The sequence below is a fragment of the Mesorhizobium sp. M1A.F.Ca.IN.022.07.1.1 genome (assembly GCF_003997575.1).
GTDB lineage: Bacteria > Pseudomonadota > Alphaproteobacteria > Rhizobiales > Rhizobiaceae > Mesorhizobium.
This window is the reverse complement of record NZ_RZST01000171.1, coordinates 1-12,299: the sequence shown is the minus strand read 5'-3', so window position 1 is coordinate 12,299 and position 12,299 is coordinate 1. Positions and strand designations below refer to the sequence as shown.

11 protein-coding genes are annotated in these 12,299 nt (G+C 63.6%); 7 read left to right on the top strand and 4 right to left on the bottom strand.

Translation table 11 applies throughout. The features are described 5' to 3' along the window. Positions 1 to 1,268: N,N-dimethylformamidase beta subunit family domain-containing protein (locus tag EOA75_RS19160; RefSeq protein WP_127324902.1), on the bottom strand; the 1,268-nt coding region annotated here is incomplete at its 3' end. A gap of 144 nt (positions 1,269 to 1,412) precedes the next feature. Here EOA75_RS19160 and EOA75_RS19155 point away from each other — a divergent pair. The 3 genes from EOA75_RS19155 (at position 1,413) to EOA75_RS19145 (ending at position 2,555) form a co-directional block, all read left to right on the top strand. Then, positions 1,413 to 1,661, top strand: coding sequence for a ParB N-terminal domain-containing protein (locus EOA75_RS19155; protein ID WP_095800826.1), 249 nt, complete (start codon positions 1,413 to 1,415; stop codon positions 1,659 to 1,661). Between the two features lie 131 nt (positions 1,662 to 1,792). Then, a complete protein-coding gene (locus EOA75_RS19150; protein WP_067328478.1) occupies positions 1,793 to 2,188 on the top strand; it encodes a GFA family protein in 396 nt (131 codons plus the stop codon). A gap of 154 nt (positions 2,189 to 2,342) precedes the next feature. Then, entirely contained in the window at positions 2,343 to 2,555 is a 213-nt protein-coding gene (locus tag EOA75_RS19145; protein ID WP_067328366.1) for a hypothetical protein, read from the top strand. Positions 2,556 to 2,595: 40 nt separating this feature from the next. Here EOA75_RS19145 and EOA75_RS19140 read toward each other — a convergent pair whose 3' ends face one another. Beyond that, complete coding sequence (locus tag EOA75_RS19140) at positions 2,596 to 3,507, bottom strand: hypothetical protein (protein WP_127324901.1); 912 nt, start codon at positions 3,505 to 3,507, stop codon at positions 2,596 to 2,598. 187 nt (positions 3,508 to 3,694) lie between these two features. On the opposite strand from EOA75_RS19140, the gene EOA75_RS19135 reads away from it, so the two are divergent. The 4 genes from EOA75_RS19135 (at position 3,695) to EOA75_RS19120 (ending at position 7,399) form a co-directional block, all read left to right on the top strand. Continuing rightward, positions 3,695 to 4,567: an undecaprenyl-diphosphate phosphatase gene (locus EOA75_RS19135; RefSeq protein ID WP_066995237.1), complete on the top strand. Its 873-nt coding sequence runs from the start codon at positions 3,695 to 3,697 to the stop codon at positions 4,565 to 4,567. A 53-nt stretch (positions 4,568 to 4,620) separates the two neighbouring features. Beyond that, entirely contained in the window at positions 4,621 to 5,406 is a 786-nt protein-coding gene (locus EOA75_RS19130; protein WP_095800824.1) for a phosphodiester glycosidase family protein, read from the top strand. Between the two features lie 211 nt (positions 5,407 to 5,617). Beyond that, complete coding sequence (locus EOA75_RS19125) at positions 5,618 to 6,778, top strand: GH25 family lysozyme (RefSeq protein WP_127217051.1); 1,161 nt, start codon at positions 5,618 to 5,620, stop codon at positions 6,776 to 6,778. Between the two features lie 138 nt (positions 6,779 to 6,916). Beyond that, on the top strand, positions 6,917 to 7,399 hold the full coding sequence (locus tag EOA75_RS19120; RefSeq protein ID WP_127217052.1) for a DUF2314 domain-containing protein: 483 nt from the start codon (positions 6,917 to 6,919) through the stop codon (positions 7,397 to 7,399). A 232-nt stretch (positions 7,400 to 7,631) separates the two neighbouring features. Here EOA75_RS19120 and EOA75_RS19110 read toward each other — a convergent pair whose 3' ends face one another. Further along, positions 7,632 to 8,003, bottom strand: a complete 372-nt coding sequence (locus EOA75_RS19110; RefSeq protein ID WP_067328377.1) for a VOC family protein — start codon at positions 8,001 to 8,003, stop codon at positions 7,632 to 7,634. A gap of 158 nt (positions 8,004 to 8,161) precedes the next feature. Further along, entirely contained in the window at positions 8,162 to 11,953 is a 3,792-nt protein-coding gene (locus EOA75_RS19105; protein WP_127324900.1) for a vitamin B12-dependent ribonucleotide reductase, read from the bottom strand. Positions 11,954 to 12,299: the final 346 nt, after the last annotated feature.

Sequence of the window (12,299 nt, the reverse complement as noted above, 5' to 3'; positions counted from 1 at the left end):
ACCTCATAGCCATAGACATGGCTATCGGCGCCAAGCAGGTCGCCATAATAGATGCCGGTGCCGGCGAAGGCCCAGTGCTCGGGGCGGTAGACCGGGAAGCCGCGCACACCGCGCGGCGCGCAGCCGCCCCAGCCGGCATAGACGCCACGCGTCGCGTTGAGGCCGAAGGTAGCGCTGCCCGGACGGCCGATCTCCGGCGCTTCCCAGGAATTGGTGGCGCGGGTGATGTCGCCGCCGCGATAGGCCGGGTCTTCGGCCCGCGCCCGGTATTTGTAGCAAACCTGGCGTCGGCCCTCGTCCTCCAGCCTGGTCTGCCACATGAAATTGCCGGCGAAGCGCGCCGCGTGGCCGCCGCGCTCGACATAAGCGTCCACCGCGTCGCGCATCTCCCAGGTCCAGTATTCGTCGTGGCCGACGAAGACGACGCAATCATAGCCGTCGAGGATTTCCGGCGAGAAGTGCAGCTCGTGCTGGCTGGCGAGGTCGACCTGATATCCGGCGCGTTCGGCAAAGCCGAAGAAATGGCTGTCGTAGCTGGCCCAGCCGGAAGACGCGTATTTCTTCGAATGTCCCGTGGCAAAGGCCCATTCCATATGCGGATAACGCGGCACGGTCTTCGGCGGCATCGCGACTTCCAGCGGCACGCGCGGTGCATCCTTGGGCAGCACGACGAAGCCGCGGCACCAAGGGCGTTGCGTGGAGACCATCGTGGCATATCGGTCGCGGTTCGGGCCGGTGATGCCCTGATAGTGGTTGGAGCCGCCCCAGGTGTTATAGGCGAGCCAGGTGCCGGTCGCGGCGATCTGCAGCAGGCGACCAGGCTTGCGGCCGGGCAGGGGCGCGACGATGAAGAGGTGGTGGCTCTCGATCGGCGTGCCGTCCGGCCCTTCAGCCGAAAGCCTGACACGGTAAGCTCCCGACGGCCAGTCATCGCCGATGCGGAATTCGAACGAGGCTTCCCAGCCGCAGCCGTCGACCGAACATTGCTCGGGCGTTTCCTGCCAGCGCGCCGACAGTCCCGACCCATCGAAGACCTTGGTTTCATCGCCGCCGTCGCGGACGATGACAATCCTGAATTGCGGGGCCGTCGAGCTGACGAAAATCGTCACCGTCTCGCCCGGACGATAGGAAAAGCGGTCGCTGTAGCACCAGATCTCGCCGCTCGAGCCATCCATGCCGGGCCACTCGTAATAATGCCCGCGCACCGCCTCCCGGCGCTGCTCGGGCGTCAGTCCGAAATCGGGAAAGTCGGCGGGCCGTTGCGTCATGGAAAAACCGAAACCAAGAGGTCGCCATTGAGACCGTAGGACGGCCAAGCGTCAAATGGAAACGATCGGGCCAGCAGGCGCTTGGCCTTATCCGGCAAACGGCTTATTTGATCTTCAGGCGATGTTTGAACGCCGGGAGCCAAGATGCTGCGCGTGCAAAGGGTCAAGGTCGACGACATCTATGTGCCGATGGCGAGGCGCAAGACGCTGCATCCGGAGACGGTGCGCCATCTTGCCGAGGATATCCTCGAGAACGGCATGAAGACCCCGATCCAGGTGCGCCACGACGGCAAGCGCCATGTCCTGATCGAGGGGCTGCACCGGCTGGAAGCCGCCAAATGGCTCGGCGAAACCGAGATCGACGCCTATCTCGTCCAGGCGCGCCGCCACTGACGCCATTCCCTATCGGTTGCCGTGTCGGCCCTGCATCACCGTGAGCGATCGCGTCCTATCAATGCTTTTTAATTGACGCTGCGATGTTCGCCGCTACCGTGCCGGCCTTCCTGTCAATCGGGTACTTGGAAATGGCGAAATACCAGGGCGGATGCCTGTGCGGCGCAGTGCGCTATCGCGCCGAGGCCGAACCAATCAACGAGCGCGTCTGCCATTGCCGGCTGTGCCAGAAGGCGATCGGCGCCGCCTTCAATGCGCGGCTCCTGTTTCGCATCGATGATGTCACGATCGAGGGGCCGGTGGCGACGGTCAATTCCTCGCCGGACCTCAAGCGTGGCTTCTGCCCGGCTTGCGGCACGACGATGTTTTCGCGACGTGACTCCAGGGGCATTCTCGGCGTCACATCCGGCTCGCTCGATGATCCGTCCGCGTTCAAGCCCGACATGCATTTCTGGACCGCTTCGAAGCAGCCTTGGGTGCGGCTGGATGACGGCCTGCCGCAATATGAGGGGGCACCGCCGGCATAGAGTTTTCCGTTCTCCCACAACAATGGGAGAAGGAAGAATGCCTGCACAAAAATTTCATCTTCGATTCACGAGATAGCCGGCAAAGCGTCATTGGCGGGCCATCATTGGCTGCCTATCTAAAGCGCCACGCGGGAAGGCATCGAGGAGGCGACGGATGAGCGAGAGCAGCAACCCCCTGGACGAGCTTTTGAACGACCCGATGATCCAACTCGTGATGGAGCGAGACCGCGTGCGCCCGGCCGAGCTTCGCCTGCTCTTGGAAAAGGCTCGCGACAGGGCTGCCGACGATTCCCGCTTCGACCAGCCGGTGCTGCCGCCGGCGCATATCGTGGCCAGAAGCTGCCTGAAGCAATGGCTGTACCGCTAAAGCGCGTCGCGCCGAACTGACGCGCTTTAGGTCTTTCCGATCAGCTCGAATACGCCGGCAAATAGCTGTAATGACTGCGGAGATAGGCGATTTTGTAGCCGAGCCGGGCGTAGTTGCGGTAGGCCGGACCGTCGCGTTCGGGGCGCGGCGCCTCGATGTCGGCGACGAACAGTCTTGCGCCGGCGGCTATGCCGTCGCGGACCAGCCTTTCGCCAAGCATGGCGTCGAGGTCGAAGCTCGGCGCCATGATGCCAGGCACCGGGGCGTCGATCCCGCTCCAGGCGGCGCCATCCGAGATGAACATTGAACGCACGGCAGCCACGGCGCCATCGCGTTTCAGCATGTAGTGACGCCAACCCTCGCGGCCGACCAGCGCCATGAGCCAGGGCGAGGTGGGCAGCCTGTACTTCGCATCGATGAAGGAGGCCCATTCGGGAGCGGTCTTGGACGTAACCTCTTCGACCGACAGATCGTCTGCCGGGAACAGCGGCTCGGCAGGCAGCGGCGTTGCATCGCGAAAAATTCGTTCCCAGCCGCTCTGATGCTGGAGCCCGCGCGCTTCCAGCCAGCAGCGCAGCCGGGAAGGCTCGGTGTGCGGGCTTGTGCAGAACCACGGCCGCAAGATGCCGGCAGCGCGGTAATGCGCCAGCAGCGAATCGAGCTGATCTTCCGTGGCCGGGCCGTCGACGCCGATGTTCTTCACGCAGTTGAAATGGATGAACGGGATCGTCGTGCAGGTGGTCCAGACGAGGTCGCCGTCGCGGGCGAGCGACAAGCCGTGCCGCGCGGCGAATTCCGTGGGCGCGGCATCGTAGAGATCGAGCCAGGCATTGACCTCTGCGCGCTCGATGGCGCGGCTCAAATCACGCGAGACCTCCTCGATCCCGATTTCCGGATGGTGCGACACCGGCGGGACGACCGGCTGCAGTTCCGAGAGGGCGGCAGTCGACATGCTAGTCCTCCTCCGATCTGCCTTACAGTGTAAGATTAGCGCATGATAATATGGAAGCGCCTGTTGTCAAGCAGGATAAGCGGCACCTTACAAATCCGTGAATTGGCTTCGCCGTACCATGAGGCTAAGCCTGCCCTTGAGGGGCTTTGCGCATAACAATTCATTTTTCGCCGGGGAAAGGACAGGGATGACGGACGTCTGCACGCAGGGATTGGACACCGGCTTTGTCAGCCTGGGCTACGCCAAGGTGGCGTTTCTCGGCATCGTGCAAGGCATCACCGAACTGCTGCCGATCTCTTCGACGGCGCATATGCGCGTCGTGCCCGCCGTGCTTGGCTGGCAGGACCCGGGCTCGGCCTTTTCTGCGGCTATGCAACTCGCGGCCCTTGCCGCGGTGATCAGCTATTTCTGGAGCGACGTCAGGGAAGTCGCGGTGGGGTCGCTGGCGGCGCTCACGCGCCGCGACTATGCCAACCGCTATTTCCGCCTGGCGATCGGCATCGTGCTTGCCACCGTTCCGATCGTCATCGCCGGCCTCGCGCTATCCAGCGTGCTCAATGCCTGCAACTCGCCGTTGCGCGGGCTGGCCGTGATCGGCTGGGCCTGCATCGCCATGGCCGTGCTGCTTGCGCTGTCGGAAATCTATGCCCGCCACAGGCTGACCCTGGACAAGGTGTCCGTGCTCGACGCCTTGCTCGTCGGCGTGGCCCAGGTCGGCGCGCTCATTCCCGGCGTGTCGCGCTCGGGATCGACGCTGACGGCGGCGCTGGGTCTTGGCTATGCCCGCCCGGAGGCGGCGCGGCTTTCCTTCCTGCTCGGCCTGCCGGCCATCGCGTTGGCAGGCCTGAAGGAGCTTTGGGAACTGCACAAGATTCACCTCGGCGCTTATGGCTGGTCGGTCCTGGCGGTCGGCCTCGTCGTCGCTTCGATTTCCGCCTTCTTCGCCATATGGGGACTGATGCGCGTGCTCGAGCGCTTTTCCGCCTGGCCCTTCGTCATCTATCGCGGCCTGCTCGGCGTCGTGCTGCTGATCGGCGTCGCCGTCGGCTGGCTGAGCTAGAGGCTTTCACCGAATCCGCTATACCGGCACCTGAACCTTGCTTCGGGTGCGCTATGGACATTGCAACGCTGCTGCAATCGCTGCCGTTGCTGGCAGCGCTGGTGAAATCGGCGGTGCCGGCAGTAGTCGGTGCGGGCCTGGGGCTCAGCCAATGGGTCGCAGCGCTGCCGCCGTGCCGCAATCACACCTTCGAGACCGCGACCTATCTCGTCTGCGAGACGGACCCGAAGCATTACTCGATCGAGCTGTTCTGGAAGGATCCCGACGGCAAGCTCTACCAGTCGCTGCACAATCTTCGAAGCGCGCAGCAGGCGGCCGGACGCACCATGCTCTTCGGCATCAATGCCGGCATGTACCATCCCAATCTCGCGCCTGTCGGTCTCTATGTCGAGCGCGGGCAGCAGATCGCGTCGGCGAAGACCGGGGCCGGCTCCGGCAATTTCTCGATGCAGCCCAACGGCGTCTTCTATCTTAGCGACGGCAAGGCCGGCGTTCGCGCGACGAAGGATTATCTGAAGCGTTCCCCGAAGGTGGACTATGCCACCCAGTCCGGGCCGATGCTGGTGATCGACGGAAAGCTGCATCCGAAATTCCAGGCCGACAGCCCTTCGCGAAAAATCCGCGATGGCGTCGGCGTGCGTGGCGACGGCGTCGTCGTCTTCGCCATCTCGAACGACGTGGTGACTTTCCACGAATTCGCGCGCCTGTTCCGCGACGAGCTCGACTGTCCCAACGCGCTCTTCCTCGACGGGTCGATCTCCAGCCTCTATGCGCCGGCTATTGGCCGCAACGACGATTTCTGGAATCTCGGGCCGATGATCGGCGTGTTCAGGCGCTGAGCAATTCGAGGAAAACCGAGAAGCGGTGTGCCGTTCGGAAATTGCGTGGAAACAAAGGCGGAGCTTTTATTGTCGGCTTGCCTGGCGAATCGCCCCGCCGAACCAAAGGTAAATTTTGATTCAAACTTTGTTGGTAATTTCTCATTAGGAATGGGGCTTCCGGCGGCGCTGTTTCGGCCCTCGGTCTGTTTTGTTTTGCGTACAGGTCAAGATGCGGATTTTTGGCGTCGTCAGTTTCGTGCTTGCAGGGCTTTGCCTTGCCGGCTGCTCGTCTACCTCGGGCGTTGATGCCTTGCAGATGCCGTCGAACGAGACGACCAGTTCGGTCGTGCGGCCGAGCGCGCCGGTAACGAAGGCAGTGAAGACCGCCGACGCTGCGATGACGGTGGAGACCGTTTCCATGGCGGGCGCCGCGCGCATCAGGCCGCCGGCGTCGCTGCCTGGCGACCAGAATGCTCGTGTTGACGAGGACAACGCGCGTCCAGGGGGCGAGAACTCGCGTCTTGACGTCGAGAATTCGCGTCCCTTTGGCTTGGCCGAGGAAGAGACGGTGGCATTCCCGGCGCCGGACCTGCCGGATACGGTCGAGCCTCCGGTCGAGGCCGCAGCACTCGTCTCGCCGCCGAAGCGGCTGTCCCGCGCAGCGCCCGCGATGCTGGCTGGCCCTGTTACCCGCTATGCCTTTCGCGATGCCAAGCCGATCAATTTCGGCCGCGCCTCGCCCAGGCACCTTGCCGTCCATGGCGTCGACGTGTCGCGCTGGCAGGGCAATATCAACTGGCAAAAGCTGCGCGCCCAGGGCGCCAACTTCGCCTACATCAAGGCGACCGACGGCGGCGACCATCTCGATCCGATGTTCATGAAAAACTGGCGCGGCGCCGATGCCGCCGGGCTGAAGCGCGGCGCCTATCATTTCTTCTACTGGTGCCGCACCGCCGGCGAGCAGGCCGACTGGTTCATCCGCAACGTGCCGCGAGTCCAGGGCGCGCTGCCGCCGGTCATCGATGTCGAGTGGAACGGCGAGTCCTCCTGCAAGCGCCGGCCTTCGCGCCAGAAGGTGCTGGAGAAGATGCAGGTGTTCATGGACAAGCTGGAGCGCCACTACGGCCAGCGGCCCATCATCTACACGTCGCCGGATTTTTATCGCGACAATCTGCGTGGTGCATTTCTCGACTATCCGTTCTGGCTGCGCGCGGTGGCCGCCCATCCGTCAAAGGTCTATCCGGGCCGCAACTGGCTGTTCTGGCAATATTCGGGCTCCGGCCTGTCGCATGGCGTGAGCGGCCGCATCGACCTCAATGTCTTCCACGGCGACGAGCGGCAGTGGCGCAGGTGGCTGGGCGGCGGCGAGGTGGTAGCCGACGCGAATTGAGGCCGTATGCTTCACCCGGCGCGGGGCGGCGATCGACGGTAATTTCAGGATTTCTCTAACCATCGACTCACCGTCTCCCTTAGCGGCGCGGCAACGGCCTTCCGGTAACGTGTTCGTGATCGCGTCTTGGAGGGGTCTATGCGCAAACTGATTGTCACTGCCGCTGTGGTGGCCGCCGTCGGCTACGGATTTTTCAATTCGCACCTGCGCAGCAATACGCCCAACGCCAATGTGGTCGCCTATTCAACCACCGACGAGGCGATGCAGGGCGCTAAGGCCAAGGGCCACTCGACGCTACCCCGCTTCCATGAGTTGATGGCCGCCCGCACGCCTGGCACCTATACGGTCAAGTTCCCGCTGACCCAGAACGGCGCCACCGAGCATATCTGGATGCAGCTTGTGGCTTTCAGCGACGGCCGCTTCGTCGGATTGCTGGCCGACAAGCCGGTCAACGGCAACCAATACAAGATGGGCGACCGCATGACGGTTGACGAGGCCGATGTCGAGGACTGGATGATCCGCAACGGCGGCGACGTCTATGGCGGCTACACGGTGCGCCAAGCGCTGGCCGACATGCCGAAGGAACAGGCGGCGAAATACGGGATCACGTTCAAGGATTGACGGGCGGCGCTCCCTTCTCCCCACAAGAGCGGAGGAGAGGCCGTCCATCGGGCTTTCGTCGTCCTCGGGCTTGACCCGAGGACCCATGCCGTGACCATTGCCGTAGGGCGCAGCGTGCAGAATTCTGAAACGCCGCAGCGCCTTGATGTAACGGCATGGATTCTAGGGTCTGCGCTGCGTCGCTTCGCTCCTTGCTCCGCCCTAGAATGACGAAGCCGAAGGGCATCGCCCGTCACGCCTCGTTGATCATCGCCTCGATGTTGTAACCGTCGGGATCAAGCACGAAGCAGGCGTAGTAGTTCGCCGCGTAGTCCGGACGCGGCCCGGGCGCGCCATTGTCTGCGGCACCTGCCTCCAGCGCCGCCCTATAGAACGCATCGACCTCCGCCTTGCTCTTCACCCGGAACGCGACATGCAGATGGGTGAGCGGCGGCTTCTCGCCGGTGCTCTGGATCTCGAACAGGCAGCCATTGCCGACATCGAAGGCCCAGAACACGCCCTCCTTGCCGAAGGAGAGGCTGTAGCCCAAGGGCGCAAAAGCCTTTTCGTAGAAGAGCTTGCTCTGTTCGAGGTCGCACACTTCGATGGTGATGTGGTCGATCATAGAAGCTCTTGGACAATTAGGCCAGTGCGGCCGGCCACGGTGACGCGGCCGGCTTTGATCTATATTGGCGATGGCTGCCTTTGGTTGCAACCAGATCAGCCATCGGCCACCAGCTTGCGAATAACTTCGCCGACTGTCAGCCTTGGCGGCATCGGGCCTCAGCTGCACCCGCTCGTCGCACCGCACGTGTCGCACTTCTCGCAGGTGCCGTTCCGCACCATGGTGAAGTTGTGGCACTCCGAGCATTCGTTGCCGGTGTAGCCCTGGAGCAGCGACTGCTGGCGACGAGTGGCGGCGAGCTTCTTTGCCTCGGCCGCTTCATTCGCCGCGGCGTCGGTGAAGAGCGCTTCGGCGCCGCCGGCGGCTTCGGCTTCCTCTTCCACCATCTCCTCGGCCAGTTCCCTGGCGCGCTCCTCATAGTCGCGCTTGTAGGCAAGGGCCTCGTCGCTTGCCGGCTTCAACGCCAGCACGTTGGAGCCGGCGAAGGCGGTGGGCGCTGCACGGGCAGGGGCCGTGGTCGGGGCTGAGCCGCCAAAGCCCTTGGGGTCCGAACCGGCAGCCGACACCAGCTTCACCGGCGAGGCACCGCGATAGAGGCCTTTGGAGAAGGGCGTCGCCTTGCCTTCGGTGATGCCGCGGCCGAGCGCCGTCTTGTCGAAGTCCGACTGGTCGACATGGGCGAGGTCGTGGCGGCCGAGATAGGACACGGCAAGCTCGCGGAACACGTAGTCGAGGATCGACGTCGCGTTCTTGATCGCGTCATTGCCCTGCACCATGCCGGCCGGCTCGAACTTGGTGAAGGTGAAGGCCTCGACATATTCGTCGAGCGGCACGCCATATTGCAGGCCGAGCGAGATGGCGATGGCGAAGTTGTTCATCATGGCGCGGAAGGCGGCACCTTCCTTGTGCATGTCGATGAAGATCTCGCCGAGGCGGCCGTCGTCGAACTCGCCGGTCCTGAGATACACCTTGTGGCCGCCGACGACCGCCTTCTGCGTGTAGCCCTTGCGGCGGTTCGGCAGCTTCTCGCGGTCGCGGTAGAGACGCTCGATGACGCGCTCGACGATCTTTTCCGTCACCTGCACGGCGCGCTGCGCGGCGGGCGCCGCAATCAGCTGCTCGACCGCCTCGTCCTCGTCCTCCTCGCCGTCGGCGAGCAGCGAGGCATTGAGCGGCTGCGACAGCTTCGAGCCGTCGCGATAGAGCGCGTTGGCCTTCAGCGCCAGCTTCCAGGACAAAATGTAGGCGTTCTTGGCGTCCTCGACCGTCGCCTCGTTCGGCATGTTGATGGTCTTGGAAATGGCGCCCGAGATGAAGGGCTGCGCCGCCGCCATCATCAGGATGTGGCTCTGGATCGACAGCGAGCGCTTGCCGATCTTGCCGCAGGGGCTGGCGCAGTCGAACACCGGCAGGTGCTCGGCCTTGAGGAACGGTGCCCCTTCGAGCGTCATCGCACCGCAGACATGGATGTTGGCGGCGTCGATGTCCTTCTTGGAGAAGCCCAGCGCCGGCAGCATCTCGAAGGAGAAGTCGGAAAGCTGCTCGTCGGTGAAGCCGAGCGTCTCTTTCACCCAATCGGCGCCGAGCGTCCACTGGTTGAACACGAACTTGATGTCGAAGGCCGACTTCAGCGCCGCATTCAGCGCCGCGATCTTGTCATCGGTGAAGCCCTTGGCCTTCAGCGAAGACGGGTTGATGCCGGGCGCCTGGTTGAGGTTGCCATGGCCGACGGCATAGGCCTCGATCTCGGCAATCTGGCTTTCGGAGTAGCCGAGCGTGCGCAGCGCTTCCGGCACCGCGCGGTTGATGATCTTGAAGTAGCCGCCGCCGGCGAGCTTCTTGAACTTCACCAGCGCGAAGTCGGGCTCGATGCCGGTGGTGTCGCAGTCCATGACCAGGCCGATCGTGCCGGTCGGCGCGATGACGGTCGCCTGCGCGTTGCGATAGCCATGCTCCTCGCCGAGCTCGATGGCGCGATCCCAGGCGGCGCGGGCATGCTCGGCCAGCGCCTGCTGCTTCAGGTCGGAGGCGACCAGCGGCACCGGGTTGACGGCGAGCTTCTCGTAGCCGTCCTTGTCGCCATAGGCGGCGCGGCGGTGGTTGCGCATGACGCGCAGCATGTTCTGGGCGTTACGGTCATAGTCCGGGAAGGCGCCGAGCTCGGAAGCCATTTCGGCCGAGGTCGCATAGGCGATGCCGGTCATGATGGCGGTGAGCGCGGCGCAGATCGCGCGGCCCTCGTCGGAGTCGTAGGGAATGCCGGACGTCATCAACAGGCCGCCGATGTTGGCGTAGCCGAGGCCGAGCGTGCGGTAGTCGTAGGAGAGCTTGGCGATCTCCTTGGACGGGAACTGCGCCATCATCACCGAGATCTCGAGCACGACGGTCCACAGCCGAACGGTGTGCTCGTAAGCGGCGATGTCGATCGTGCCGTCTTCCTTGCGGTAGGGCAGGAGGTTGATCGAGGCGAGGTTGCAGGCCGTGTCGTCGAGGAACATGTATTCCGAGCACGGGTTGGAGGCCCGGATCGCACCGGCGGAGGCGCAGGTGTGCCAGTCGTTCATGGTCGTGTTGAAATGCAGGCCGGGATCGGCGGACGCCCACGCGGCATAACCGATCTTTTCCCAGAGATCCCGCGCCTTCAGCGTCTTCAGCACCTTGCCGTCCTTGCGGGCGGTGAGCTGCCAGTCGCCGTCGGCCTCGACGGCGCGCAGGAAATTGTCCTTCAGCGACACCGAGTTGTTGGAGTTCTGGCCGGAAACGGTGAGATAGGCGTCAGAGTCCCAGTCGGTGTCGTAGGTCTTGAACGACATCGAGGTGTAGCCCTGGCGGGCGAACTGGATGACGCGATAGATGTAGTTCTCCGGCACGGCGTCCTTCTTGGCCGCCTTGATCTCGCGCTTCAGCGCGGTGTTGAGGGCCGGGTCGAAGCAGTCGTCGCCATTGCCTTCGCAATTGACGCAGGCCTTCATGATCGCTTCGAGGTGCTTCTTGACGATCTTCGAGCCGGTCACCAGCGAGGCGACCTTCTGCTCCTCATTGACCTTCCAGTCGATGAAGTCCTCGATGTCGGGATGGTCGGCGTCGACGATGACCATCTTGGCGGCGCGGCGCGTCGTGCCGCCCGACTTGATGGCGCCCGCCGCGCGATCGCCGATCTTGAGGAAGCTCATCAGGCCGGACGAGCGGCCGCCGCCGGACAGCTTCTCGCCTTCGCCGCGCAGCATCGAGAAGTTCGAGCCGGTGCCGGAGCCGTATTTGAACAGGCGCGCCTCACGCACCCACAGATCCATGATGCCGCCCTCGTTGACGAGGTCGTCCTGAACGCTCTGGATGAAGCAGGCATGCGGCTGCGGATGCTCGTAAGCCGACTTCGACTTGGTCAGCTTGCCGGTGAAGGGGTCGACATAGAAGTGACCCTGGCTCGGCCCGTCGATGCCATAGGCCCAGTGCAGGCCGGTGTTGAACCATTGCGGCGAGTTCGGCGCCACGCGCTGAGTGGCCAGCATATAGGCAAGCTCGTCGCGGAAAGCGCGGGCATCTTCTTCGGACTTGAAGTAGCCGCCCTTCCAGCCCCAATAGGTCCAGGTGCCGGACAGCCGGTCGAAGACCTGGCGAGCATCGGTTTCCGAACCATAGCGCTCGGCCTCGGGGAGCTTGGCGAGTTCGGCCTCGTCGGCAACCGAACGCCACAGGAAGGAGGGGACGTCGTTCTCCTCGACCTTCTTCAGGCGCGCCGGGACGCCGGCCTTGCGGAAATATTTTTGGGCCAGGATGTCGGCCGCGACCTGACTGAACTGCGCCGGCACATCGATGTTATCGAGGCGAAACACCACCGAGCCGTCGGGATTCTTGATCTCCGACAGGGCCTTGCGGAATTCGATCTCCGCGTAAGCTGCCCCTTCTTGACCTGCTTGGTCTGGCTTGGTGAAGCGACGCTCGATGCGCATTGGTCCGGTCCCTTTTGTCTACATATAGCGCTTTTCCCCAGGGATTGCTGCCCCGCCAGGCGAAAAGCACAGTCCGCCGTTTGCCGGCATCGCAGGCGACGCCGGCATTCTCCTCGTCGCGGGCAGCACCGTGCAGACAAGCAAACGCCCTTCCAGGCGCTCACCCAGGCTGCAGGCCGACCCGCGGGTCCCTCAAAACTGAAACTTTGTCGATTCCCTCGGAAGAGGGAGGTTCACACTATCTAGGGTCGAGCCTGCCTGCAAACACTAAATATAGTGTTAACAGATCATTTTTTCCAGCCCGACAATTCTCCCTTTCGCCCACCCAAGCCCCATCATTCCCAAC

Excerpts from the sequence above, each read along its gene's own strand:
- EOA75_RS19120 (WP_127217052.1), top strand. The coding sequence starts at position 6,917 with ATGCGCAAACTGATTGTCACTGCCGCTGTGGTGGCCGCCGTCGGCTAC.
- EOA75_RS19135 (WP_066995237.1), top strand. The coding sequence starts at position 3,695 with ATGACGGACGTCTGCACGCAGGGATTGGACACCGGCTTTGTCAGCCTG.
- EOA75_RS19110 (WP_067328377.1), bottom strand. The coding sequence starts at position 8,003 with ATGATCGACCACATCACCATCGAAGTGTGCGACCTCGAACAGAGCAAG.
- EOA75_RS19105 (WP_127324900.1), bottom strand. The coding sequence starts at position 11,953 with ATGCGCATCGAGCGTCGCTTCACCAAGCCAGACCAAGCAGGTCAAGAA.
- EOA75_RS19140 (WP_127324901.1), bottom strand. The coding sequence starts at position 3,507 with ATGTCGACTGCCGCCCTCTCGGAACTGCAGCCGGTCGTCCCGCCGGTG.
- EOA75_RS19125 (WP_127217051.1), top strand. The coding sequence starts at position 5,618 with ATGCGGATTTTTGGCGTCGTCAGTTTCGTGCTTGCAGGGCTTTGCCTT.
- EOA75_RS19155 (WP_095800826.1), top strand. The coding sequence starts at position 1,413 with ATGCTGCGCGTGCAAAGGGTCAAGGTCGACGACATCTATGTGCCGATG.
- EOA75_RS19150 (WP_067328478.1), top strand. The coding sequence starts at position 1,793 with ATGGCGAAATACCAGGGCGGATGCCTGTGCGGCGCAGTGCGCTATCGC.
- EOA75_RS19130 (WP_095800824.1), top strand. The coding sequence starts at position 4,621 with ATGGACATTGCAACGCTGCTGCAATCGCTGCCGTTGCTGGCAGCGCTG.
- EOA75_RS19145 (WP_067328366.1), top strand. The coding sequence starts at position 2,343 with ATGAGCGAGAGCAGCAACCCCCTGGACGAGCTTTTGAACGACCCGATG.